Genomic DNA, 22,107 nt, shown 5'->3' with positions numbered 1-22,107 from the left:
TCAACCGTTCAATCAGTCGAATTCAACGCTTCTGCGGAACGGGAAATTTCCATGTTCCATCAAAGACCGAAGGGTCTGGTCCGTAGATTCGCGCGATGACATCATAGGGGCCGTTTGGGGCTGGCAGCCAGTTCGATTCCTTGTCTGCTCCAGGCGAAGCGTGCTGTAGATAGATATCGAGCGAGCCATCGGCACCGTATTTGATGCCTTTGGTGCGGTCGCCGATCGAGTATCGCTTGATGGGATTCGCGACGAGGTGCCGGCCTGGCAAGTCGTACATTGCCATTGACCAGAAGAAGCGTGCAGGCGGCAGCTCTTTCTTGTCGAAATGAACGACGTAAGGTTGCGAGCCCATCAATTGTTGGTGATCGGCACCCAGTCGAGTGCCGACATACACCGCCTCTTCCTTGGTGTTGCCGTAAATTCCCATCGCGGCAGCCACGGCGCGCGTTAGATAATTTCCCTTAAGGTCGTCCCGCGTGCCGAAGAGATCATAAGAACTGGTCGTGTGCTTCATGGCATCGTCGAGCGCGGCTTTTCCATCCGCGACGCCCGCCGCGATGCTCTGCTTCATGTCCGGCGACAAGGCAGATGCGTCGAAACGCCGGCCCGGCGCAATGCCAATCTTGGCGAAGCGCCGCATGAGTTCCGCTTCCGACGGTGCGGGCGGTTGCGTGAACTGCAGCAAGAAATTCAGATAGGCGATGAAGTCGATAGACGTTGCCTTCGCCTCGTTCCATACCGGAAAGTTGAGCTTAGGCGCTGCAGCGGGAGCATGATCGTGTTCAAAGGCAGAGAGCGGCGTGACCCGGTATCCTTTCTGCACGGCCTGCATGCTCTTAACGTCCTCAGGACCGTTCAGGGCGGTACGGCCGAGCGTTAAAATAAAGTCCGTCTCCGAACGAAACACCTTGTCAACACCCTTTGGCGTTTCGCCATGCCAGTTCGGCCCTGCAAAAAGATAATGACCCGCGCCATTGCCCGTGGTTCGCGAGCCGACATATGCAAAGTTGTACGTGAAAAGGTCGATCCACTGGAACACGTAGTAGCGCTCGTCAGGGACACGCGGCACGGTCAGCACCCAAGGTTCCCGTCGAAAATCGAGCCACGCCCAGGAATAAGGCGTGTCGTTGTTGGGCGTGACAATGTCCTTGTTCTCGGGACTATAGGGCTGCGAGTAATTGCGAAATTTGCCGAAGCCGCCTACATAGCTCTTCGACTTGGGGTCGACCGCTTGCTCATACATTGTTTTGTAGTTGAACAGCATCGGGTAGGCGTAGATGAACGCATCCTTGGCGATGCCACGCGCCTCCTCCGGACTGACCGTATCTTGCGAGTAAGCGCCGGGCGCGAGAAACGACAGGCTCAGCGCAATCGTCCCGAAACGAGTGATGACTCGATGCATGGCGTCTCGTCCTTTGACGTTGCCGTCTATCTTCCGAAGGTCATATTGAGTCCCGCGAAAATTTGCCAGCGCGGAACACCTGCGCCCGAGTGAGCAACGGAATATTGAGGTTCGACGAACGCGTTGTAGATAGTCGATCCGCCTTTCCACGCCTTTCCGGCACCCAGGCCAACTGGGATGTAGTAGCTGCCGTGCTGAAGATCGAAGGTCCAGATTCCCGTCGACCGGATATACCAACCATCGGGAAGATTGAAAATGCCGAACGGCTCCGCCGTCAACGACTGAACCGTCGGCCGGCTGCTCTGTCCGGCGAATGAATGCTGCCACTGAACCAACGCACCGATGAGCCGGGCTTTATTCGCGTTCACCACGACCGCCGCGAGCCCGGCCTGCCACTTGCCGCTTCCGAGGCTCGGGTCGGTCGCGGTCGGCATAGTGATGAGCGGGCCAATGCCGATCTGCGTCTGTCCCTGACTGAGCAGAAAAATGTCGAAGAGATTGATGTCGCCTAGTCCGGTGTTGTAGCCGCCGGTTGGATCTGGCCTCGTGCTGAGCGGTGCCGTCAATCGAAAAATTTCAGGCACCGGCACGATGCTGTTGGGACCGACGGGAACGGTTGGTCTCAGCAGGAAGTCGTTGGTATGTGCGTGCGCGCCATGTACGCTCGGCACGTAATAGTCTTGAATGTTGAACGACGCCGCGAGATTGAGCGGGTTGTTACTCTTGTTTGCGTCATCCGCGGAACTTTGGGCGCGCGACGCGTTACCGAAAAGCAGAAGCGAGGCCGCGACAATCGTGCTGATTGTGGATCGACATCCGGCCAGCAACGATCTCGTATATCGCTCACACATCAGCCGTCCTCACAAACAGCAGACACGTATCAGGGTCGTGCGCACACGCTGGAAGCGTTCCCCGGCACTGAGAAACGACCAGCGCCGCGACCGGTTTTGGTGGCCCTACAAATGATAGATAACATTGTTGGAAGGGCAACGTCAAGATGATTGCTCCCTACGACAAACGTCGTGCAAGCGATATTCCGGACACGCGGCTTTATGCCGAAGCATTCGATCCTGCGCGTCCGCTCGCGACGCCTGCTGGCCTCAGAACGGATAACCCGGCGATCGCGGTGGCGCTCGCGGCGGCCGCAGTGGCGCTGAGGACGAATGGTTTCGCGTTCGATTCGACGCGCGGCGAAATGCTTCATGCGCTCGATGACAACACGAAAATCCCGCTCTACGGCGATTGCGATCCCGAAGCTTATTTCCATGGTGGCGTGTCCGTTGCGCGACCTTGATAAGCACGGCCTGCTGCTCGATCGCGATGCACATGGCAATAGCTATGTGCAGGTGGTCGGCTTCGGCGCAAATGGACCGCAGGCCGATACCTTGCTCGCGCATTCCGAATCGGACAAACCGGCATCTCCGCGTTATCGCGATGGCACGAAGCGTTACGCGCGCAAGGAGTGGACGCGCTTTGCATTCACGGAACAGGATATCGATAAGTCGCCCGGGGTGGTCGAGACGGTTATGGAAGGGTGTCGAAACGGGCGCTTTTGAGGTTGTGCTATGACACGATCGATGCTGAAGACCACGCGACGGCGGCGACGTAGCCTGCCGGCGCATCGAGCGCCGCGGCGCGAATGTCGCCCGCCGCGCTCGATACGGCGAAGCGGCCCTCCAGACAAGGCAGCACCGAAAAGCTGGTGAGACCGAACTGTGCGCTAACCAGGCCTTCGCCGCGTGCCTTCAACACCGCTTCCTTGCCGCTCCAGCAAGCGAAGAAGCTTGCGCTGCGAGCAAGTTCGGGCAGTGCATCGAGAGCGCGCCAGTCGGCATCGGCAAAAACGGCGGACTGCAGTTCGAGCCAGTCGAGCGAAGACCGCATCTCTTCGATATCCACGCCCACGCGCCGCAATGCCGATAAGGCGATCAGCCCATAAGCACCAGAATGCGAGACGTTGAAATCCGGCGCGTGAGGCATTGCGAGAAAGGGCCGGCCATTCGCGTCGGTTTCGAGGACGAGGCCTGCGGGATCGGCATCCAGCGTGAGGGACAACACGTGTCGCAAGGCGGCGCGTACGGTGGCGAAGCGCGCGGCATCGGCCTGATGCCGATAGCGACTCGCGCGTGCGAGTTCTTCGGCGTTCAAGACGCCGGCCGCCGCTTCCGGCAGCGACGCGGTTACGTCGACTTCAACTAGCCAAATGTAGACGTCGTCAGGGACATCGCGATGAAGCGGAGGCTTCGATAAGCATGGTTTCTGCATGGACGATAGTTCGATGCGTGTTGCGATTTTGATGTTGACGATCCACAAAAAGGTCGCTCTTTCTGCGTCAGGTCGCTTCCAACAAACGGTATTGCGCAACGCTTCAAAGAGTCGACGACCGAAGCAGACGCGGCAGATCCGCAGCATCGGGGATGTGCCGTCGCATTTTGCTTGAATGTTTGCAGCTGCGCATGGGAGGGCGCGTTGACTATCGCCAGCTTTCATAGCTGGCGACAGAAAGAAGCAATGGTTCTAATGACGGTTGACCCCACTCTAAGCGACATTATAAAAATAATGTCCAATCGACTAAGACTTAGAAGACAGGTTTCTCGTGAATTACGTCGTATTTCATGAGCCAGTGAACCTGGCATTGTCCGCCTACATCTTCTCCGGCACAAATTGGATCGAGGCGCCCAAGTTCAAATGGATCATGAAGAACAACGAGCCCTCAGCATTGCTCTAAAGCATTCGACAGATCGGCGATCAAATCGTCAGGATGCTCCAGCCCCACCGACACTCGAATGAGTCCTTCTGACACGCCCGCAGCAGCGCGTACTTCAACGGGAACACCAGAGTGTGTCGTCGATGCCGGGTGACAAATAAGCGACTCCGTGCCCCCGAGACTCACGGCCGATTTGAACAAGCCGAGTCCGTTGATGAGCTTGAATGCTTGTTCGCGCCCGCCGTCGAGAACGAATGCGAATGTCGATCCCGGCCCGCTGCATTGACGTCGATACACCGTCTGATAAACCGGGTCGTCGATGAGTTCGGAATGCAGCACCTTGATCGGTGTGAAAGGGTTGTTTGCGAGCCATTGCGCGACGGCCGTGCCGCTCTGCGCTGCGCGCTCCATCCGCAAAACGAGGGTCTCCATCGAACGCGTGATCATCCAGCAAGAGTGCGGGTCGAGTTGTGATCCTAGCGTGCCGCGAATCGCGCGAACTCGCGTGATCAGAGGTTTGCTGCCGGTGACGCCTCCCGCAACGAGATCGCTATGCCCCCCGATGTACTTGGTCAGCGAATACACACTCAGGTCGATGCCTCGATTTACCGGTTGCTGAAACAACGGCCCGAGCAAAGTGTTGTCGCATACGGAAAGAGGGCGATAGCCATGCCGCGCTTCGAACGCATCGATTTCCTGACGCAGACCGTCGAGATCGAACAACGCGTTGGTCGGATTGGCCGGCGTTTCGACGTAACACATGCCGACACGGCCTTTCTTCGCTGCCGCTTCCAGTGCGGTGGAAATCGCTTCACGGGAAAGGCCATCGGCAATCACGTGCGAACGAATACCCCAGTCAGGAAGGAATTTGGAGATCAAAGTTTCGGTGCCGCCATAGAGCGGCGCGGACTGCACGACGCAATCGCCGGGTCGGAGGAACGCGAACAGGATCGCGGCAATCGCCGCCATGCCGCTAGACGTGACGGCGGCGGCTTCTGAGCCGTCCAACAGCGCGAGACGATCCTCGACAATCTCGAGATTGGGGTGATTGAAACGACTGTAGACGAGACCGGCGCTCTCTCCATCGGGCGAAGGCTTGCGCCCGGCGACCATATCGAAAAACGCCGCACCGTCTTCGGCCGTGCGGAACGCGAAAGTCGATGTGAGAAACACGGGTGGCTTGACTGAACCCTCCGAAAGAAACGGGTCGTAACCATACGACATCATTTGCGTTTCGGGATGCAGATCCTGATTGGCGATCTTGCGCTTGTGATAGTTGTGATAGGCCATTCGTCACTCCATGCAGGTCAGGAAGAATCAGTTCCGGCGCACATCGATCGCGCAAGGTCGCATGCACAGTGCTCCGCTCTCGGCGCGTCGATGCTCGGCCATGCTACTCCCGTCTGGATCGTGTTTAAGCTCGCAGGTCTCCATTGCCATTCGAATGCGCCGGGTTTCGCGCGCCGTGAATCCGAGTCACGCAGCAACGTCCGAGCACTCCCATCATCAAGGCGTCTTCACGGTCATCAGAAACCGTCATCAACCTTATCAATAACTTTTGTTGGCGCTATGACAGGTTGGCGGTGGAAACTGCGCGTGTTGTCTAAGTCATTGAAAGTAAACGAATTTATTTGATTTAAAAGGAAACTGAGATGCTTGATCGCACGAGCGTTCGGGACGGGTCGGCACGTCTGTCGACAAAGAACTTCTCCGACGAACTAGAAGCATTAGCCCGATCCGCCATGTCGAGTGGAGCGCTCGATAACGACTTCTACTCTCTATGGACCCGTGAGCGCTTGAACGCACGGCAGATCGCAATCTTTGCGAGAAACTACGGCGAATTCAATCGCGCGTTCCCAGAAGTCTTGGCGGTGATGATAAGCAGCACGCGCAACGTGGTCGCGCAAGCGGAATACGCGAAGACGTTGTATTCGGAGATGGGATACGGCAATCCGGAGAAGGTCCACTCGATTCTCTTCGACGCTTGGTTGAGCGATCTCGGTCGCAAGATTGGAGAAGATACTCGTCTCGATTGGGCTTCGGTTCAACATGACTTGAAGGTTCTGCCGGAAACGCAGGCGCTCATCGAAGGAGAAAAGCGTCTTTATGGCGATGACAATGCAACTGCCGCTGGAGCACAACTGGCGCTCGAATGGCAGGCGTACACGATGCTCCGAAAACTCTATGACGGAGCTTTGGTCTACAAGGACCTATGGGAAGAAGAGGACGAGTTTCACGAGTCCTGCGAGTACTTTTACGCACACATCGGCGCTACAGAGAAAGAACACAAAGTCGAGTCCCTCAGCGCGGCGAAGCAATTCGTGTCGGACACAGACGCGCTCACGAGATTAACCGCAGGCTTCAACACGCACCTGCAACTTTTCGAGCGCTTTTGGAATGCGGTCGCCCGCGAAATGATGTCCGTTAAAAGCCACTGACCCGGCAGTTCTTCAAAAAGTCCCGCCCACGCCCGCGCGCTTATCGCAGCAAAGATTCTTGCGACAAGGGCGCTCGCGCAGCTCCATTCAAACGCTCGTTGCGGTCGAGTTTTCATGCTCGACTGCTGGCTCAACTCGGCCTAAACAATCGATGAATTCGCGAATAATTGGTAAGTCGCACTTTATTATGGCTCCGTGCGAACTCAACGCAGTTCTTGCCTTTACCGATGACAACAAGCATTACAGCGAGTTTCACTTCGGAGACTGGAAGAGCTTCGTCATCTGGAATCAAACAGGAAGCGACGACGATGGCGTCGTGCTAGAACGCGGGTCATCGGTCAGGCCGACATCACGCGGGAATCTTCTCCCTGCGCTCAACGATTGGATAAGCGCGACGTTCGACACGTCGTTGCTTCGACTTGTTCGAATTCATTCGCTTGGCGACGGCGTGTTGGTCCCCCACAGAGATTTTGTGGAATTCGCGGCAGCGCCATGGACTCGTGTGCATGTACCGTTACTGACGAATCATATCTGTCTGCATTCCGATGGCGACACGGTCTTTCGCATGCGTCCAGACGAGATCTGGTTTCTCGATGCATCGAATCTGCATTCGGCCATCAATTACTCGGCTGGGCGCCGCTTGAATCTTTGTCTCGACTTTGATTTGGGCAAGCTGCCCATCGAGAGCGTCTTCAAAGCCCGTGCGGGTTCAACCGGGCGCGTCGCGAATCGGCCCGAAGTCGTGCAGCGAATGCCTCTGGGTGATTCATTCCAGGAAGAGCTTCGTTCACTCGCCGCCACGCTCACTCTTGCAAACTTTCATCAGGCGGTTGGGCTTTTATCGAAAGTCCATTTCTTTCGGCAAGCGCATATCGCCGAGTTCTTCGAGTGGCTGCCTTACGTAGCGGAACATTCGCGCGACGCCTCGTTGCGATCGAAGGCAGATCGCTATGTTCGTTTTCTCCGCGACAAACGCAGCGTTGGCGAGCGCTTCACGCTGCAAGACGAGGTGCAAATTGGCCTCGACGCGTGAAAGTTATCAGGTATTTCCGTGGTGGACAGCCAGGTTCTGGACCTGGTTGACAGGAAAGCCGGCGCCCGGGCAAACACCTCTGTTCGAACCGACGCCGACGCTTTACGCCTTGAGTGCGGTGGCGACTTATGTGACGGGTCTCTCGCTTGCCGTCATTGCCTTCAGGACCGAAGGTCCGTGCTTCATTCTTGCGCTATCGTGCGGCTGGATCATGGCGGTGAATGGAGCGCGTCGCATGATCAGCACGGTCGCGCACCAGTGCATTCACGGTCGCTTTACAGGGATAGCTTCTCGTGATCTTTTCATCGCCGATCTTCTCGCAGTAATGACGCTGACACAGACCGCGGGTGACTATCGTGAAGAGCACTTCAACCAGCATCATCGGCCTGCCGTATTCACGACAATCAGCGATCCGGCTGGCGCCTTTCTATGGCGCGCTGGCTTTAAGTCTGGAATGTCGGTCGGGGCACTCTGGCTTAAGCTCTTCGTCACTCTGCTGTCGCCGCGATTCCACGCCTCGTTCTTCATGCATAGGCTCATGAGCCTGGTTCGAAATCTGCCACCGAAATTCAAGCTAATCGCTGCGGCTGGCGGTGCACTAGCGTGTTGGGGCGCAATTGAACTCTGCCCCGTAACAGCGCTGGTTTTCGGCCTGCTGTTTCCAATCGTTGTTCTTTACCAAATAAGCGTGCTGCTTGAATTTATCAGCGAGCACGCGTGGTTTGTGCCGGCGCAAAGGTGGGATCAGCCCAAGTACATCCATGCGACGCATTCGTGGGGGCGTTTTTGCGGACGAAGAACTCCTGAGCGGGACGAAAGGCATGTCGCGCTTTACGTTTTGTCCTGGATTGCATGGGCCGTCGAGCACGCGATTTACCATTTGCCAGTCCGTTTGTTTGTCATTCCCGGCGATCTATCGCAACACGATTTTCATCATCGAATGCCATCTACCTTGCGCTGGACTACCGCAACGTACGCACGAGAAGAAGACCTGAGATCGGGTGACTCACGTTGGCCTCCTTACCAGGAGTTCTGGGGTCTTCACAATGCGATCGCGCATGTCTTCAATGGCATAGCTAAGGCAGCTTCGCATGTCGATGCCGGTACTTCAGATGCGGCGAGCGAAGCGGGGATCTGAAGCCGTATCAAGACGAGACCGCCGAAAAGCGTGTCTCGCCTAAAGACTCACCGCACTTGCATCGAGACAAAGACGCATTTTTTGTCACCGCGCGTAGGCGAGTAGGCGCGATGAAGCCGTCAGCCCGGACATCCGCAGATGGCTTATCTCGGCTCGTCAGTCGATAATCGCCGGAGCAGTTAAAGACTGTATGGTGCTGACTTTGCGCTCGCACAGACGTGCCGCAAAATGCTTACGGATGATTTCGGAGACGTTGCGAACGACCGGTGATACATCGGATCGGCGTGAATACAATTCAATCGCGGTCGGCTCCAACGTTGGAAAACCGTCCGAAGGTTCCAAAACCCGGTGATGCTCGGTCACGGCGCTCTCGATCATGATCGACACAGCACTGCCGGCTTCCACGGCAGCGAGAAGTCCCTCGTGATTCAGACTCGTGTAGGCAATGCGCCAATCTTTCTTTTTCGCGTCGAGCGCTGCAATTCCCGCGCGCCGATAAAGGCATCCGTCTGGAAACACCGCCAGCGGTACAGGCTTTTGCTGATAGACGTCGCTACCCTGTTTGCAGACCCACATCAAACGCTCATGTCCCAAGGGCACGCCGTCGGGGCGGGAGGGATATTTCGTCGCGATAACCAGGTCGATGTTTTCAGTCTCCATGGACTCAAGCATCTTCCAGCTATGGCCGCAGCGGATTTCCATTTCGATGTTGGGAAACGTCGTCCCAATCGCGCCGAGAATGGGCGGCAACAAGCACGACGCGAATGTTTCCGAGGTCGCGAGCGTGAGTTTGCCGGCCGCAAGGCTATGCTTGAGCGAGAGAAACGCGTCTTCATGCGCTTCGATCAGCCGTTGGGCGATTCCGACGAATCGCTCGCCAATAGAAGTTAGCGTTACGGCGACGGTGTCTCTTTCGAACAGGCGCTCGCCTATCGATTCTTCGAGACGCTTGATCTTCATACTCACAGCCGACTGAGTACGATGAAGACGCGCGGCCGCCTGCGTGAAGTTGCGCGTGTCCGCAACTGCAACGAACGCTCGGACAAGATCTAAATCAAAGTCTTGTGGCCTCACCTGGCCTTCTCCCTAAACAACGCGTGCGCCAAGTCGGCTACGGCGATTTCTCTCATGTCGATCAAACATCCAGTGCGCCTTACGTGCTTAACCAAGTTCGAATCTGCACGGCCGCAGTAGTTGAGTCTGCTCCGTTCGACCTTGTAATCGCAAAATAACGAAAGTTATAGTCAGTGGATTCAGGTATTTTACCTCGTAAAACCGTCCAGTCAGTTATAAACTTCACCGCCGCCTAGTTTTAGTATGATTAATAATTTAGTTCTTACCTGCTTGATACGGACCTTCACCTGATGCAACCCGTCAGGCGCTTCTATCGCCGTAGATCGCACGGTGACGCCTAAACGAAAACCGCGAAAATCGAGGCGTCCTCAAAGCTTACCTCCATCATATTATCAACGCCAAAAATGGTGTGGCGTCGTCAAGGTTATATTCAGCAATTTTGGCCTTTGAATAAGGCAAAGCTTCTTGATGAGCGGTTGCTCAGTGTTGATGAACGGGAGCGATCCAGCGATGGCCATCTGTAAAGGGCGTCGTATCGCAGCATCGATCTTTGTGAAGTAAAGGCTCGAAGCTTATTTAAGAGCTGCTATTGATCCTTGCATCGACTTAAAAAGAAGGAAGATTCGCCAATAGCTTTATTTGAGGGCGCCGCAGATCCAAATCGGTAACAAGTCGAGCGTCAATCTATAGCTTAAATGCGTATGAGCCGTCCAATCGCGGTTAAAAGCGACGAGTTCATATGAATAATCGAAGCGGGCAAATCGACGAATTTAGCAGCATCGAGAAAACACACTAGCACCACGCGCCGACGAAGCCCGCAAGTGCGGAAAAGAGAGGAACAGAAGGTTGTTCACGGACGCCGAAATGCGCGAGTCACGATAAACGAAGAAGGGAAGCTAAGATTGATTCCTGCGCCCCGGCCGGCTTGGCGACCGACCGGGGCGCAGGGCAGACAAGGCTCTGCTTGCTTATCGACTGCTCTCTCAGGTCCCTCACGCGCAAACGAGATAAGCGATACGCTGTCGCTCCAGTCGCTCCCTCCGACTTCAACGAATCTGGGAACGCTCACGCAAGGCGAACGCTACGCGTCACAACATACGCCCGCGCAAAAGGCGAAACGTCTTGTGACAAATTTTCGTATGCGTGCTTTCTAACGGCCAATTCATAAACTTCATTAGGCATATCAGCGACGCGAATGAGTCAGCGGAGAGCGTTCACGTAGGCCGTCCGAGGCGCCTTTACTTCTGGCCGAACTCATCTCTATGGTGAATGGCCGCCATCAGGATAATTCGTTGGGCGGTATTAAAAGGAGTCTGTAGATTTCAGGTAATTTAGCAGGGAAGGGCAATGAAAGAGCGTCGCGGAATTTTGGAACTTGTCTTTGCCATGCTTCTTTCGGGAAGCATCGGCATTTTCGTCGTTTCCTCGAATCAGCCACCCGCGAACGTCGTTTTCTTCAGATGTATTATCGCGTTCATTTGTCTAGTTCCGTATTGCGCTGCCCGTGGTCTTATCCGCCGAGAGTATTTTCAAGTCCGGCTGCTTTTGCCCACCATCGTCTCGGGAATCTTTCTCGTTCTAAATTGGCTGCTGCTGTTCAAAGCTTATCCGCTTATCGACATCGGGCTGGCTACGGTCATTTACCACGTCAACCCGTTCCTGGTGATTTTGGGCGGCGCCGTCGTCCTCCGGCAAGCGGTAAGCCGGAACGACATCTTATGGTCGGCCGTGGCGTTCGCCGGTTTGGTCTGCCTGGTCGGGACCGCCAATGGCGCTCTAATGCTGGGCTCGAACGTGTTTGCCGGCGTCGTCCTGACGCTCTCAGCCTCCGCGCTGTACGCCGGCACAGTGTTGTTGTCTAAGGCTTCCGCGGGCGTTCCTCCCGCTGTCGTCGTCCTGGTGCAGACAGCGGTGGGCTCGCTGTTACTCGCTCCGCTCGCCGATTTCTCGGCTTTGCCGACGAGCACCAGCGAATGGGCTTGCCTCGCGACCCTCGGCGTCGTTCACACGTTTTTTCTTTACTGCCTGGTGTTCTCCGCATATCAGAAACTCAGCGTCAAGGCGATCGCGATACTTTCGTTCATCTACCCTCTGTCCGCCGCTGCGTTCGACTACATCGTCTACGGCCACAAATTCAGCATGGGTCAATGGCTCGGCGCGGGACTGGTGCTGCTGGGTATTCTCGGCGTCAAAACGGGATGGGCGCCGATCAAACTGCGGCGCGCGATAGCCCAGTGAGTTGGTTGCCCATCGCGTTTTCCAATGCCGCGCACTCCTTTCCGCGACGATCGAACGATGAAACGAATCCGCGCGGAATAACGTCGACAACAAGATTCATCGACCCATCTGCGTCAAATCCCACATCGATTTTCATGTACATCAGCGCGCAGCGACGGCGTTGATCATCGAAATCCGCTTCGCCAGCGATGAAGCCGTCGACTGAGATATCAGCGTAAGGCTCACCGGCCACTCTTAGGCGCAAGCGACCGAAGTTCCTTCCCAAACTTACAGTTCTCTGGGTTTGCCCCAATGTTCAACCAACCAAGATTGAACGACATTCAATCTAAGAACGGCGCTGAATCTTCATGCGGTTGCCGTTTGTCAAGGCATCGAAAAAGTTCTGCTTCGGGAGCGTTCTCCATGAATCAAGCATCTGCGCGAGCACCGGCGACCCATCCGCCTTCGGCGGCGCTAAGGCGCGCGAAGCGGATCGGCTGGCTATGCCTGCCACCGTCGACGTTCATTGCGCTCATCGTGCTGTGGGCGGTTGCCATACCGGTGTTCAAGATCCCGCCTTATCTGGTGCCTAGCCCGGCGGGGGTGTTCGCGCGCATCGTCACCGACTGGCGGGATATCTGGTCGAACTCGCTCATCACCATCGCGGAGATTTTGCTGGGCTTCGGCGTAACGGTGGTGACCGCCATCCCGCTTGGTCTTGCAATCGCGCTTTCGCGGGTTGCGCGGCAGATCGTGTATCCGCCGCTCATGTTCATGCAGCTGGTGCCAAAGATCGCGGTCGCGCCGCTCTTTCTCGTGTGGCTTGGATTCGGCATGGAGTCCAAGGTGCTCTTGACCGTGTTGATGACCTTCTTCCCGCTCTTGCTCGCGAGCATCAGCGGATTCCAGATTCTCGACACTCGCTTGCTGTATCTGACGAAGTCGATGGGCGCATCGTCCTGGCAGACCTTCCGCTTCCTTCGCCTTCCCGCAGCGCTGCCCGTGATTTTCTCGGGTATCAAGACTTCCGCCACGATCGCGTCCACCGCGGCAATCGTCGCCGAGTTCGTCGGCTCGAACAAAGGTCTGGGCTACGTGCTCCTACGCGGGACCAGCACGATGGATGTCGAACTGACCTTCGCCGTCCTTGCCGTCCTCACGCTGATCGGCATTGCGATCAACTATGTCGTCGAATTCGCCGAATGGGCCATGACGCCGTGGCAACGTGCGAAGTTCAACTGAGGTGTCAACGCTCGCGCATTGGCCTGAGGCCAGTCGCCTACAACAAACGGACCGAGCGGGTCCAACTACACAGGGAGCGCGACTATGCGCAGCACCATCGGCAAACTGTCTTCGGCAATCTTGACTTGCGCGTTCGCGACGGGTCTATGCGGGACGGCCGTCGCCGACACTGAGGTTCCTTTCCAGCTGAACTGGACCGCAGGCGGCGCGAACGCCGGTTTTGCGGCAGCGGTGGCGGAAGGATTCTATAAGCAGGTCGGGCTCGACGTGAAAGTGACCGAAGGCAACGGCTCCGGCAATACGGCGCAACTCGTCGCAAACGGGCGCGCTCAACTTGCCTATGCCGACGCTGTTGCCGTGAGCCAGCTGATTGCCAAGGGCGCGCCGATGCGAGTCATCGCCACGATCTATCAATCGAACCCGAACGAAGTGTCGGCATTGAAGAAGTCGGGCATCAAATCGATCAAGGATCTCGCCGGGCACAAAGTGGGCGTTCCTTCCGGCTCCTCGCAAACGACCATGCTTCCGCTTTTCCTGCAGGCAAATGGCCTCAAGGAGTCGGACGTGACGCTCATCAGCATGCCCGTGGCAAGCATGGTGCCCGCGCTGCTGCAAGGCCAGGTCGATGCGATCCTAGGTTCCATGGATTCCTACCAGTTGCAACTCGAAGCCCAGGGCGCCGAACTCGTGAATTTCCGGTTTGCGGATTATGGCGTTCCGACGGTGAGCACGTCGATTTTCGCATCCAACGAATATCTGAAGGCCAATCCGGATCTCGTGAAGAAGTTCGTTGCCGCGAGCCTGAAAGGATGGAGCTTCGCCATGGATAACCCGGCGAAGGCGGTAAAGGATCTCAAGACGGTGTTCCCCAACGTCAACGAGAAGCTCGCTACCGCCGAGTTGGCCGCCATCACGCCGTTGTTCTGCAGCGGCGGCGCCAAAAGCGTAGGCAAGGCCGAGGATGCGTCATGGACCAGGACGCAAGATCTGCTCGCACAGGTCAAATTGCTTCCCGCCGGACAGAATCCGAAAACGTACTACACGGACGACTTCTTGCCGCCGGCGAACCAGTTGCGCGCGTGCAAATGAGCCGTCGGTTCGGACAGACTTTTTCGCACGACGGATATCGAATCACGACTAACGAGAAACACATGGGATACCGCTACTCGGACCTTCATGTAGGCATGCAATTTCGCAGTCCCGGACGAACGATCACGGACGCGGACCTCGTCGGGTTCGCGGGACTGACGGGCGACTTTTCGGAGTTGCATACGAGTGATGTGTACGCCAGAGCCAGCCAGTTCGGGCGGCGCGTCGCGCACGGCATGCTTGGACTCGCGTACGCGCACGGCTTGATGTGGGCGCGCACCGGCGAGTTGCGGGAGACCGCGATTGCCTTTCTCGGCATCAATGACTGGAAGTTCGTCGCGCCGCTGTTCGTTGGCGACACGATGTTCGTCGACTACGCGATCAAAGAGCTGCGCGACAGCAAGTCGAAGCCCACGCAGGCCATCGCGCTCTTCGACGTGAAGGTCGTGAATCAGGACGGCGAAGTCGTGCAGCAGGGCACCAAGGCGCTTTTGTGCTCCAAGGAGCCGCTGGCCGCGGTCGAGAAGTCCGCCTGAATCAATGACATCGAGCCGATCATGCCTACTTCCGTACACGACGATATAACGCCGGCCGGTGTGCCGATCCGCATCGAGAGCGTCTCGAAGACTTTCGGCGAGGACACGGAGAAGCCGTTTCGCGCGCTGAAGCCAATCAGCATGAACATCGAGGCGGGCGAGTTCGTGTCCGTCGTGGGACCGTCGGGCTGCGGCAAGAGCACACTCATGCTCATGGTCGCGGGTCTGCTTGCGCGCTCCGACGGGACGATCGTGGTGGGCGACCGGACTGTGGACCGGCCCGTGACGGATGTCGGCATCGCGTTCCAGGATCACCTGCTGCTCGACTTTCGCACGGCGATGGAAAACGTGCTCCTGCAGGCCGACATTCGCGGATTGCCCCGTGACAGGATCGAAGCGCGGGCGCGTGAGCTCTTCAACCAGTTGCGTTTGCAGCCTGCGGTCGACAAGTATCCCCGGCAGCTTTCCGGCGGCATGCGCCAGCGCGTGTCGCTAATTCGAACGCTGGTCCACGACCCTTCGCTCATTCTCATGGACGAGCCTTTCGGCGCGCTTGATGCGCTCACGCGTTTGCAGGTTCGCATGGATCTCGAAGCACTGTGGATGCGGCGCCGTCCCACTGTGCTGTTCATCACGCATAGCGTCGAAGAAGCCGTGGGACTGTCCGATCGCATCTTCGTCATGAGTCCGACACCGGGAGAAGTGGTGGACGAGATCGTCGTCGAGCTGCCGCGCCCTCGGCCGATCGTGCTCGGCGACGCTCCGGAGTTTGCGCGCTATGTCGACAGCATCTATGGCCACTTCGCACGCATGGGCGTGTTGCGCGGTATCGACGTTCCGCGTTCCCGCAGCGAGCAGACGTGAAGAACGGAGACCTTTTCATGGACAAATCCGGTTCGCCTCCCATCTCACACGCTGATGCCGCGAGCGAAGTCACCTTGTGGATAAACGGCCATGTCGCGGAGATCGGGCTCTCGAACGGTCCGCTCAATCTCGTCACGCGCGCTCTGCTGCGTTCGCTCAACAAGGCGATCGACGCACTGGAGGCGCAAGCCGATCTGCGGTGCGTCATCGTGCACGGCGGCTCGGCGCGGGCCTTTTGCGCCGGCAGCGATATCAAGGAGTTCGCGGAAATCTTCGCCGACGCGAGCGAGAAAAAGATTCTTTTCGAGGACATGGTGCTGCGGCGCCTCGCCCGATTGCCCGCGCCGACGATTGCCGCAATGGACGGCCCCGCGCTCGGCGGTGGCCTCGAAATCGCGCTCGCGTGCGACCTTCGCGTTTGTCGTGCCGAGGTGGTGCTTGGACTGACCGAGTCGCGTCTCGGCGGTCTGGCAGGTAATGGTTCGCTGCGGCTGACGCGGCTCATCGGCCCGGCTCGCGCGAAGGAGATGCTCTTCACCGGAAACACGATCAGCGCGCAACAAGCGCTGGCCTGGGGACTCGTCAACCGTATCGCGGAGACGGGCGCCGCACTCGAAACAGCACGCGCGCTGGCGCTCGAGATCTGCGCGCGCGGCCCGCTGTCGAACCGCCTGGCCAAGCAACTCGTCGATGCCGCGCAGGATCAGCCGCTCGATGCCGCGTTGTCGCTTTCAACCGTCGTTCAGCAAAGGATCTTCGACAGCCACGACCTTCACGAAGGCGTCGCCGCGTTCTTTGCCAAACGAGAACCCGAGTTCCTCGCACGATGAAACCCGACAGCCAAACCACGCCGGATAGCCTTGCTGCCAGCGCGCCCACGCACGACATGCCCGGTGCGACCAGCGCCGCGCTGCTAGGCCATGGCATCGTTCTCGTGTGGAACGACATCGAATTCGAAGGGCGCGAGCAGTTCTACGCGTGGCACGACAAGGAACACATTCCCGAGCGGCTCGCCATTCCGGGCTTCAGGCGCGGCAGGCGTTTTCGCCGGGCAGGCCATTCGCCCGAGTGGTTGACCATGTACGAGGCGGCCGATCTCGACGTCATGGTTTCGCCCGCATACATGGCGCGCCTCAATGCGCCGACGCCCGCGACCACGAAGACGCTCACGTACTTTCGCAATACCTCGCGAGCCGTTTGTCAGCCCGTTTGCAGTATCGGCGAGAGCAGCGGCGGCTATTTGTTTGCCGTTCGTATCGACCGGACGGGCGCAGCGAACAACACGCCGGAAGCTTACCTGCGCGACGTGGCTTTTCCACAGGCGATGCGCGCGACCGGCGTGCTCGCGTGTCATCTCTTCGCGTCGGATCAGGCGAGCTTCTTCGACACCGAAGAGGCGCGCACGCGCGAGTTCGATGTTCCGGCGTGGATCGTTCTCGTCGAGGCATCGACGGAAGAGGCCGCAAGCGAGGTGCATGCCCTGATCGACGTTCCGCATTTGCGCGATGCAGGCTTGCACATCAGGCCCGACGCCGCTGTCTATGCACTTGAAATCTGCCGCCTTGGCGCTTCCTCGCACCAATCCTGAACTCAACCCGCTCAACCCGAACATGAAACTCGTCCGACACGGCCAGCCCGGCCAGGAACAACCCGGCATTCTCGATGGCGACGGTCGCGTGCGCGATCTCACTGGCCATTGCGATGACTTCAATCCTGCGTTCTTTGCAAGCGGCGGCATCGAGCGCTTGCGCGCAATCGATCCGCACACGCTGCCCCTCGTCGATGCGTCCGTGCGCCTCGGCCCTTGCGTGGCGCAGCCCGGCAATTTCATCGCGGTCGGCTTGAACTACGTTCAGCACGCAATCGAAACCCATGCCGATATCCCAAAGGACCCCATTCTCTTCAACAAGGCGCCGTCCTGCATCTGCGGACCCGATGACGACGTCATCCTGCCTAAAAATTCCGTCAAGTCGGACTGGGAAGTGGAGTTGGCGTTCGTCGTCGGCCAGGAAGCGTACTACGTGAGTGAGGCCGAAGCGCTGAGCCGTATCGCAGGTTACTTCATCTGCAACGACGTCTCGGAGCGCGAGTTTCAACTCGAACGCAGCGGTCAGTGGGTGAAGGGGAAAATGTCGCCGACCTTTGGCCCCATCGGTCCGTGGCTCGTTACCTCCGACGAGATCGAGGACGTGCAGAACCTCGGCTTGTGGCTCGAACTCAACGGCGAGCGCATTCAGAACTCGAACACGAACGACATGATCTTCACCGTCGCGAAACTCGTGTCGGACATGAGCCAATACGTCCGTCTCATGCCCGGCGACATCGTGACGACAGGCACGCCGCCCGGCGTAGGTCTCGGCATGAAACCGCCGAAATACCTGAAGCCAGGCGATCGCATGCGGCTGGGTGTCGAAGGCCTGGGCGTACAAGCGCAGCGGGTCGTCGAATGGCGCGACCGATGACCGGCGCGACAGCCTGACGAGACCGATTTCCCATCCCGAATACGGAGCGATCAGCGAACCATGGAACGAATAACCGCGGACGAAGCGGCTCAACTCGTCGCCGATAACGATGCCATCCTGATCAGCGGTTCCGGTGGCGGGCATTCCGTGCCCGAGGCGCTTCTGGCTGCCGTCGAGCGCCGCTTCCTGGCGGAACGGAAGCCGCTTGGATTGACCTCGGTGAGCATCGTGGGTGTGGGCGACCGCGGCGAACTGGGCGCATCGCACCTCGCTCACGAAGGTTTGCTGCGACGGGCCATTACAAGCGCGCTCGTCGATTCGCCGGGACTCGTAAGACTCGCGGCGGAAGACAAGATCGAGGCTTACACATTCCCGCAGGGCGTGCTGTCGCAATTGATGCGCGAGATGGCGGGCGGCCGTCCGGGTCTCTTCACGAAGACGGGCTTATACACCTTCGTGGACCCGAGGCAGCAGGGTGCGCGGCAAAGCCCCTGCACGCCGCCCGCTTTCGTCGAAGTGACCGAGATTGCCGGCGAAGAGTGGCTGTTCTTCAAGCACATTCCGGTCGATGTCGCGTTCCTGCGGGGCACGACGGCCGACGAAGACGGCAACGTGACAATGGAGCAGGAAGCCGTATTCGGCGAGATGCTGGCAATGGCGCAAGCGACGCGGCGCGCGGGCGGCATCGTCGTGGTTCAGGTGAAGCGCATGGCGCGAAACGGTACGCTGCCCGCCAAGCACGTCAAGATTCCCGGCATTCTCGTCGATTTCGTCGTGGTGGAATTGGGACAGCGCCAGACCTATGCGACCGACTACGACCCGAGCTATTCCGGCGAGTTGCGTGTTCCTGTCGACCAGATCAGACCGCTGCCGTTCGGGCCGAGGAAGGTCATCGTCCGGCGCGCGGCAATGGAATTGTTCCCCGAGGCGATTTGCAACCTGGGTGCGGGCGTATCCACGGGGCTATCCACCGTTGCGGCCGAAGAGGGGCTGCTCGAAGCGGTGCATCTGACCAACGAGCAGGGACTTATCGGCGGCGCGCCCATTACGGGTCGCGATTCGGGCGGCGCCCAGAACTTCGCCGCGATGATCGAACAACCGTCGCAGTTCGACTTCTACGATGGCGGCGGCCTCGATCTCGCCTTCCTCTCGTTTGCCGAAGTGGACGCTCAGGGGAATGTGAACATCAGCCGGTTCGGCGACAAGATCATCGGTGTTGGCGGCTTCATCAACATCAGCCAGAACGCGAAATGCGTGATCTTCAGTGGAACGCTCACGGCGGGCGATCTCGACATTGGCTGGGAGAACGGGAAGACCGTCATTCGCAGGGAAGGGCGGCACATGAAGTTCGTGCCGAAACTCGAACAGGTTTGCTATAGCGCCCGGATTGGTCAGCAACGCAAGCAACTCACGCTTTTCGTCACCGAACGGGCCGTGTTTCGCGTCGGGCCGCAAGGGCTCGAGCTGATCGAGATCGCTCCGGGGCTGGATGCCGAACGCGATGTCGTCGCCCACATGGGTTTTCGGCCCGTGGTGTCGCCGCAGTTGCGTGAAATGGATGCCAGACTCTTCGAACCGGGCTTAATGAACCTGGCGCAAGACGTGCGCGCCAAGGCGCGTCGCCACCGTAGCCAGCGCGTGGCGCAATGGTACGAATCGCGCGGGAGAGGCTGAACATGGCGGACAGCATTCAGATCTCAGGTGCAACGCGTGTCTATGGCATCGTAGGCGATCCTGTCGTGCAGGTTCGATCTCCGGCGGTCTATACTGCGCGCTTCGCGCAGGAAGGCATCGATGCCGTGCTCGTCCCTCTGCACGTCCATGCAGATCGCTTCGACGACGCATTCCCCGCGCTGCTGGAGATTGTGAACCTCGATGGCTTGCTTATCACCGCACCGTTCAAGAAGCGCGCTTGCGCGTTTGCCCGACAACTCGGCGTGGCCGCGAAGACAGTCGGCGCGGTGAATGCGCTGCGGCGCGAGGCCGACGGTTCGTGGACCGGCGACATGTTCGACGGCGCCGGTTTCGTGCATGGCGTCGAGGCGCGGGGCTTGAGCGTCTCCGGCAGGCGCACACTGTTGTTCGGGGCGGGAGGCGCGGGCAGCGCGATTGCCGCGGCGCTTGCCGAAGCCGGCGTCGCTTCGATCTCCATTCTGGATATCGATGCCGAGCGCGCGGGTATCGTGGCAAGAAACTTGAGCGAAGCGTTTCCGCATACGCGAGCTGCTGGCGTATCGGACGCGCGCGGCGAGTTCGACCTGATCGTCAACGCATCGCCGGTTGGCATGTCCGCGGGCGACGGCTTGCCCGGCAACCTCGGCCCGCTGAAGAAAGACGTGCTCGTGGGCGATGTGGTTTTATCGGAAGAGCCGACGGCGCTCATCGCCCATGCGCAGCGATTCGGCTGTGCATGGGTCAACGGAAAGGACATGCATACCGGTCAGATCGAATCCATCACTTCGTTTTTTCTGACCGATAGATAGCATGTGTCGTCAGTGGCGCACGCGGCGAAATTTCAACCTCAACACGTCTGGATCGCTATGTCGCATGTTCCCGCTGAACGGTGTCTGGAAATCATCGCGCTCCTTGCCGAGGGCGCGAACACCTTGCCCCTCGGGGAAATCGCCGAGCGCCTGTCATTGCCGAAGAGCGGGGCACACCGGCTGCTCTCGACGCTCGTCGATCTTGGCTGGGTTGCCAAGGAGCCCGACACCGGCTTCTATCGGCTGACCATGCGCCTTGCGGTGATGGGGCAGCGGTTTTACGCGGCCACCGGCATTCCGAACATCTGTCAGCCGGTACTCAACAGGCTTGCGCACGAGACGCGAGAGTTCGTGCGTCTAGCCGTTGCGGACGGCGACACCCTCGTCTGGCTCGCGCAGGCGCAGGGCGCGACGGCAGGTCTCATCTACCAGCCACCCAGTTCCGCGACTGGGAGAGTCACGGTCTACTCGACGGCGACCGGCAAGGCATGGCTCGCTTCGATGCCTCGTGACCGGGCGATTCAAATCGTGGCCAGCATGGGCTTCGGAGAAGCCGACCGGCAAGGGCCCAATGTCGTGCGGTCTATCGAGGACCTTTTGAAGGAACTCGCGCTTACGGAAAAGCGTGGCTATGCGGTTGCGGTCAGCGAGGCCGAGCCTGGTGTTTCGGCTGTTGCCGTGCCGATAAGGGTGAACGGTCTTGGAACCGCGCTCGGCACGGTCAGCGTTGCGGGTCCAAGTGTTCGCATGACGACCGAGCAGATCGAGGAAATCGCCCCGAAGTTGCAGAGCACGGCGTCCGAACTCGCAGAACTGTGGCCGTTGAGACCAAGCGGGACCGCGCTACGTGAGCGAACGACGATGGTGGCTTGAGAGGTCCGTGGGCGACTGTGGAAAATCGGATGCATCGAAAAGAATTTCACGCAGGCTATGTGACATACAAAGGATGGCGGAGAACGTAATCAGGGTATAAACGTTCGCCGATCTTGTGTTCTTCGACGATAAACCCTAAGGCCATCAAAAGGGGCGGGAGAAATACACAGGTGATTTCACCTTGTATGTAAGCCCAATGAGCGAGGTAGCTTCCTTCGTCGCTAAAAATATTTCTGCACGAGGCGCACCTCGTAAAGCCGCCTTTGTATGGCAGGGCTTTGCGAATCGCCTCTTGTATCATGTCCAGTCGTTCTATCGACGCGCGCAAATCCTGCTCGGCCAGCCTGCGTTTATCGTCATCATAAGCCTGATCTAACGCGCACCATGCTAAAGACACGGTGATAAGGGCATAAGATTCTTGCTTGCGGAGGCCTGCAGCCATCTCATGGGGTCCCGGTCCACTTCGCTTCGTCAGCGAGCGTAGCGCACGAATGGCTTCGTGCTGGCGTCCAGGCGTCTCGATAGTTGTTTGTCTTATGTTACAGG

23 protein-coding genes are annotated in these 22,107 nt (G+C 58.4%); 16 read left to right on the top strand and 7 right to left on the bottom strand.

Translation table 11 applies throughout. The annotated features are described in order from the left end of the window. Nucleotides 1-22: 22 nt before the first annotated feature. Together P9292_RS39225 and P9292_RS39220 are read right to left on the bottom strand one after the other, a co-directional pair. Nucleotides 23-1,405, bottom strand: a complete 1,383-nt coding sequence (locus P9292_RS39225; protein WP_309965415.1) for a DUF1254 domain-containing protein — start codon at nucleotides 1,403-1,405, stop codon at nucleotides 23-25. Nucleotides 1,406-1,431: 26 nt separating this feature from the next. Continuing rightward, a complete protein-coding gene (locus P9292_RS39220; protein ID WP_309964957.1) occupies nucleotides 1,432-2,256 on the bottom strand; it encodes a hypothetical protein in 825 nt (274 codons plus the stop codon). 146 nt (nucleotides 2,257-2,402) lie between these two features. On the opposite strand from P9292_RS39220, the gene P9292_RS39215 reads away from it, so the two are divergent. Both P9292_RS39215 and P9292_RS39210 read left to right on the top strand, forming a co-directional pair. After that, nucleotides 2,403-2,699, top strand: a complete 297-nt coding sequence (locus P9292_RS39215; RefSeq protein ID WP_309964954.1) for a hypothetical protein — start codon at nucleotides 2,403-2,405, stop codon at nucleotides 2,697-2,699. Further along, complete coding sequence (locus P9292_RS39210; RefSeq protein ID WP_309964952.1) at nucleotides 2,686-2,961, top strand: penicillin acylase family protein; 276 nt, start codon at nucleotides 2,686-2,688, stop codon at nucleotides 2,959-2,961. The genes P9292_RS39215 and P9292_RS39210 overlap by 14 nt, the downstream gene beginning before the upstream one ends. Before the next feature lie 7 nt (nucleotides 2,962-2,968). On the opposite strand, the gene P9292_RS39205 is transcribed toward P9292_RS39210, so the two are convergent. Together P9292_RS39205 and P9292_RS39200 are read right to left on the bottom strand one after the other, a co-directional pair. After that, nucleotides 2,969-3,670, bottom strand: a complete 702-nt coding sequence (locus P9292_RS39205; RefSeq protein ID WP_309964950.1) for a 4'-phosphopantetheinyl transferase superfamily protein — start codon at nucleotides 3,668-3,670, stop codon at nucleotides 2,969-2,971. A gap of 448 nt (nucleotides 3,671-4,118) precedes the next feature. After that, nucleotides 4,119-5,402 carry a cystathionine gamma-synthase family protein gene (locus tag P9292_RS39200; RefSeq protein ID WP_309964949.1) on the bottom strand — a complete coding sequence of 428 codons (1,284 nt, stop codon included), beginning with the start codon at nucleotides 5,400-5,402 and terminating at the stop codon, nucleotides 4,119-4,121. Between the two features lie 362 nt (nucleotides 5,403-5,764). Here P9292_RS39200 and P9292_RS39195 point away from each other — a divergent pair, with 362 nt between their 5' ends. The 3 genes from P9292_RS39195 (at nucleotide 5,765) to P9292_RS39185 (ending at nucleotide 8,721) form a co-directional block, all read left to right on the top strand. Beyond that, nucleotides 5,765-6,550 carry an iron-containing redox enzyme family protein gene (locus tag P9292_RS39195; protein WP_309964947.1) on the top strand — a complete coding sequence of 262 codons (786 nt, stop codon included), beginning with the start codon at nucleotides 5,765-5,767 and terminating at the stop codon, nucleotides 6,548-6,550. Between the two features lie 151 nt (nucleotides 6,551-6,701). Then, complete coding sequence (locus tag P9292_RS39190; RefSeq protein WP_309964945.1) at nucleotides 6,702-7,583, top strand: aspartyl/asparaginyl beta-hydroxylase domain-containing protein; 882 nt, start codon at nucleotides 6,702-6,704, stop codon at nucleotides 7,581-7,583. After that, nucleotides 7,567-8,721, top strand: a complete 1,155-nt coding sequence (locus P9292_RS39185; protein WP_309964943.1) for a hypothetical protein — start codon at nucleotides 7,567-7,569, stop codon at nucleotides 8,719-8,721. The genes P9292_RS39190 and P9292_RS39185 overlap by 17 nt, the downstream gene beginning before the upstream one ends. Before the next feature lie 156 nt (nucleotides 8,722-8,877). Here P9292_RS39185 and P9292_RS39180 read toward each other — a convergent pair whose 3' ends face one another. Beyond that, nucleotides 8,878-9,795, bottom strand: a complete 918-nt coding sequence (locus P9292_RS39180; RefSeq protein WP_250469903.1) for a LysR family transcriptional regulator — start codon at nucleotides 9,793-9,795, stop codon at nucleotides 8,878-8,880. 1,347 nt (nucleotides 9,796-11,142) lie between these two features. Here P9292_RS39180 and P9292_RS39175 point away from each other — a divergent pair. Beyond that, nucleotides 11,143-12,033, top strand: a complete 891-nt coding sequence (locus P9292_RS39175) for a DMT family transporter (protein WP_309964941.1) — start codon at nucleotides 11,143-11,145, stop codon at nucleotides 12,031-12,033. Here the strand turns inward: P9292_RS39175 and P9292_RS39170 are convergent. After that, entirely contained in the window at nucleotides 12,005-12,277 is a 273-nt protein-coding gene (locus P9292_RS39170) for a hypothetical protein (RefSeq protein ID WP_309964940.1), read from the bottom strand. The two genes, P9292_RS39175 and P9292_RS39170, sit on opposite strands and share 29 nt — an antisense overlap. A 158-nt stretch (nucleotides 12,278-12,435) precedes the next feature. Here P9292_RS39170 and P9292_RS39165 point away from each other — a divergent pair, with 158 nt between their 5' ends. The 10 genes from P9292_RS39165 (at nucleotide 12,436) to P9292_RS39120 (ending at nucleotide 21,561) form a co-directional block, all read left to right on the top strand. Then, the gene (locus P9292_RS39165) at nucleotides 12,436-13,254 is read left to right on the top strand and encodes an ABC transporter permease (RefSeq protein WP_244831403.1); all 819 of its coding nucleotides are present in this window, start codon (nucleotides 12,436-12,438) and stop codon (nucleotides 13,252-13,254) included. Between the two features lie 84 nt (nucleotides 13,255-13,338). Then, nucleotides 13,339-14,343, top strand: a complete 1,005-nt coding sequence (locus tag P9292_RS39160; RefSeq protein ID WP_309964937.1) for an ABC transporter substrate-binding protein — start codon at nucleotides 13,339-13,341, stop codon at nucleotides 14,341-14,343. A 62-nt stretch (nucleotides 14,344-14,405) separates the two neighbouring features. Further along, complete coding sequence (locus P9292_RS39155; RefSeq protein ID WP_309964935.1) at nucleotides 14,406-14,879, top strand: MaoC/PaaZ C-terminal domain-containing protein; 474 nt, start codon at nucleotides 14,406-14,408, stop codon at nucleotides 14,877-14,879. Between the two features lie 21 nt (nucleotides 14,880-14,900). Further along, the gene (locus tag P9292_RS39150; RefSeq protein WP_244831400.1) at nucleotides 14,901-15,743 is read left to right on the top strand and encodes an ABC transporter ATP-binding protein; all 843 of its coding nucleotides are present in this window, start codon (nucleotides 14,901-14,903) and stop codon (nucleotides 15,741-15,743) included. A gap of 17 nt (nucleotides 15,744-15,760) precedes the next feature. Continuing rightward, nucleotides 15,761-16,573: an enoyl-CoA hydratase/isomerase family protein gene (locus P9292_RS39145; RefSeq protein ID WP_309964934.1), complete on the top strand. Its 813-nt coding sequence runs from the start codon at nucleotides 15,761-15,763 to the stop codon at nucleotides 16,571-16,573. After that, nucleotides 16,570-17,331: a hypothetical protein gene (locus P9292_RS39140; protein WP_250469896.1), complete on the top strand. Its 762-nt coding sequence runs from the start codon at nucleotides 16,570-16,572 to the stop codon at nucleotides 17,329-17,331. The genes P9292_RS39145 and P9292_RS39140 overlap by 4 nt, the downstream gene beginning before the upstream one ends. Before the next feature lie 22 nt (nucleotides 17,332-17,353). Continuing rightward, complete coding sequence (locus tag P9292_RS39135; protein WP_250528548.1) at nucleotides 17,354-18,205, top strand: fumarylacetoacetate hydrolase family protein; 852 nt, start codon at nucleotides 17,354-17,356, stop codon at nucleotides 18,203-18,205. Nucleotides 18,206-18,265: 60 nt separating this feature from the next. Continuing rightward, on the top strand, nucleotides 18,266-19,879 hold the full coding sequence (locus P9292_RS39130; protein ID WP_309964931.1) for a CoA-transferase: 1,614 nt from the start codon (nucleotides 18,266-18,268) through the stop codon (nucleotides 19,877-19,879). Nucleotides 19,880-19,881: 2 nt separating this feature from the next. Further along, nucleotides 19,882-20,688: a shikimate dehydrogenase gene (locus P9292_RS39125; RefSeq protein ID WP_309964929.1), complete on the top strand. Its 807-nt coding sequence runs from the start codon at nucleotides 19,882-19,884 to the stop codon at nucleotides 20,686-20,688. A gap of 57 nt (nucleotides 20,689-20,745) precedes the next feature. Then, a complete protein-coding gene (locus tag P9292_RS39120; protein ID WP_309853070.1) occupies nucleotides 20,746-21,561 on the top strand; it encodes an IclR family transcriptional regulator in 816 nt (271 codons plus the stop codon). A 55-nt stretch (nucleotides 21,562-21,616) separates the two neighbouring features. Here the strand turns inward: P9292_RS39120 and P9292_RS39115 are convergent, their stop codons facing one another. Further along, nucleotides 21,617-22,003: a hypothetical protein gene (locus P9292_RS39115; RefSeq protein ID WP_309964927.1), complete on the bottom strand. Its 387-nt coding sequence runs from the start codon at nucleotides 22,001-22,003 to the stop codon at nucleotides 21,617-21,619. Between the last annotated feature and the right edge of the window lie 104 nt (nucleotides 22,004-22,107).

Origin of the sequence: Caballeronia sp. LZ001 (assembly GCF_031450875.1) — a bacterium.
Classification (GTDB): domain Bacteria; phylum Pseudomonadota; class Gammaproteobacteria; order Burkholderiales; family Burkholderiaceae; genus Caballeronia.
The sequence above is the reverse complement of the archived record's forward strand: the minus strand, read 5'-3'. Positions and strand labels throughout refer to the sequence as shown.

What these genes read in the sequence shown, in the direction of transcription:
- P9292_RS39225 (WP_309965415.1), bottom strand. Translation starts at nt 1,405, where the DNA reads ATGCATCGAGTCATCACTCGTTTCGGGACGATTGCGCTGAGCCTGTCG.
- P9292_RS39220 (WP_309964957.1), bottom strand. Translation starts at nt 2,256, where the DNA reads ATGTGTGAGCGATATACGAGATCGTTGCTGGCCGGATGTCGATCCACA.
- P9292_RS39215 (WP_309964954.1), top strand. Translation starts at nt 2,403, where the DNA reads ATGATTGCTCCCTACGACAAACGTCGTGCAAGCGATATTCCGGACACG.
- P9292_RS39205 (WP_309964950.1), bottom strand. Translation starts at nt 3,670, where the DNA reads ATGCAGAAACCATGCTTATCGAAGCCTCCGCTTCATCGCGATGTCCCT.
- P9292_RS39200 (WP_309964949.1), bottom strand. Translation starts at nt 5,402, where the DNA reads ATGGCCTATCACAACTATCACAAGCGCAAGATCGCCAATCAGGATCTG.
- P9292_RS39195 (WP_309964947.1), top strand. Translation starts at nt 5,765, where the DNA reads ATGCTTGATCGCACGAGCGTTCGGGACGGGTCGGCACGTCTGTCGACA.
- P9292_RS39190 (WP_309964945.1), top strand. Translation starts at nt 6,702, where the DNA reads ATGAATTCGCGAATAATTGGTAAGTCGCACTTTATTATGGCTCCGTGC.
- P9292_RS39175 (WP_309964941.1), top strand. Translation starts at nt 11,143, where the DNA reads ATGAAAGAGCGTCGCGGAATTTTGGAACTTGTCTTTGCCATGCTTCTT.
- P9292_RS39165 (WP_244831403.1), top strand. Translation starts at nt 12,436, where the DNA reads ATGAATCAAGCATCTGCGCGAGCACCGGCGACCCATCCGCCTTCGGCG.
- P9292_RS39160 (WP_309964937.1), top strand. Translation starts at nt 13,339, where the DNA reads ATGCGCAGCACCATCGGCAAACTGTCTTCGGCAATCTTGACTTGCGCG.
- P9292_RS39155 (WP_309964935.1), top strand. Translation starts at nt 14,406, where the DNA reads ATGGGATACCGCTACTCGGACCTTCATGTAGGCATGCAATTTCGCAGT.
- P9292_RS39150 (WP_244831400.1), top strand. Translation starts at nt 14,901, where the DNA reads ATGCCTACTTCCGTACACGACGATATAACGCCGGCCGGTGTGCCGATC.
- P9292_RS39145 (WP_309964934.1), top strand. Translation starts at nt 15,761, where the DNA reads ATGGACAAATCCGGTTCGCCTCCCATCTCACACGCTGATGCCGCGAGC.
- P9292_RS39140 (WP_250469896.1), top strand. Translation starts at nt 16,570, where the DNA reads ATGAAACCCGACAGCCAAACCACGCCGGATAGCCTTGCTGCCAGCGCG.
- P9292_RS39135 (WP_250528548.1), top strand. Translation starts at nt 17,354, where the DNA reads ATGAAACTCGTCCGACACGGCCAGCCCGGCCAGGAACAACCCGGCATT.
- P9292_RS39130 (WP_309964931.1), top strand. Translation starts at nt 18,266, where the DNA reads ATGGAACGAATAACCGCGGACGAAGCGGCTCAACTCGTCGCCGATAAC.
- P9292_RS39125 (WP_309964929.1), top strand. Translation starts at nt 19,882, where the DNA reads ATGGCGGACAGCATTCAGATCTCAGGTGCAACGCGTGTCTATGGCATC.
- P9292_RS39120 (WP_309853070.1), top strand. Translation starts at nt 20,746, where the DNA reads ATGTCGCATGTTCCCGCTGAACGGTGTCTGGAAATCATCGCGCTCCTT.
- P9292_RS39115 (WP_309964927.1), bottom strand. Translation starts at nt 22,003, where the DNA reads ATGGCTGCAGGCCTCCGCAAGCAAGAATCTTATGCCCTTATCACCGTG.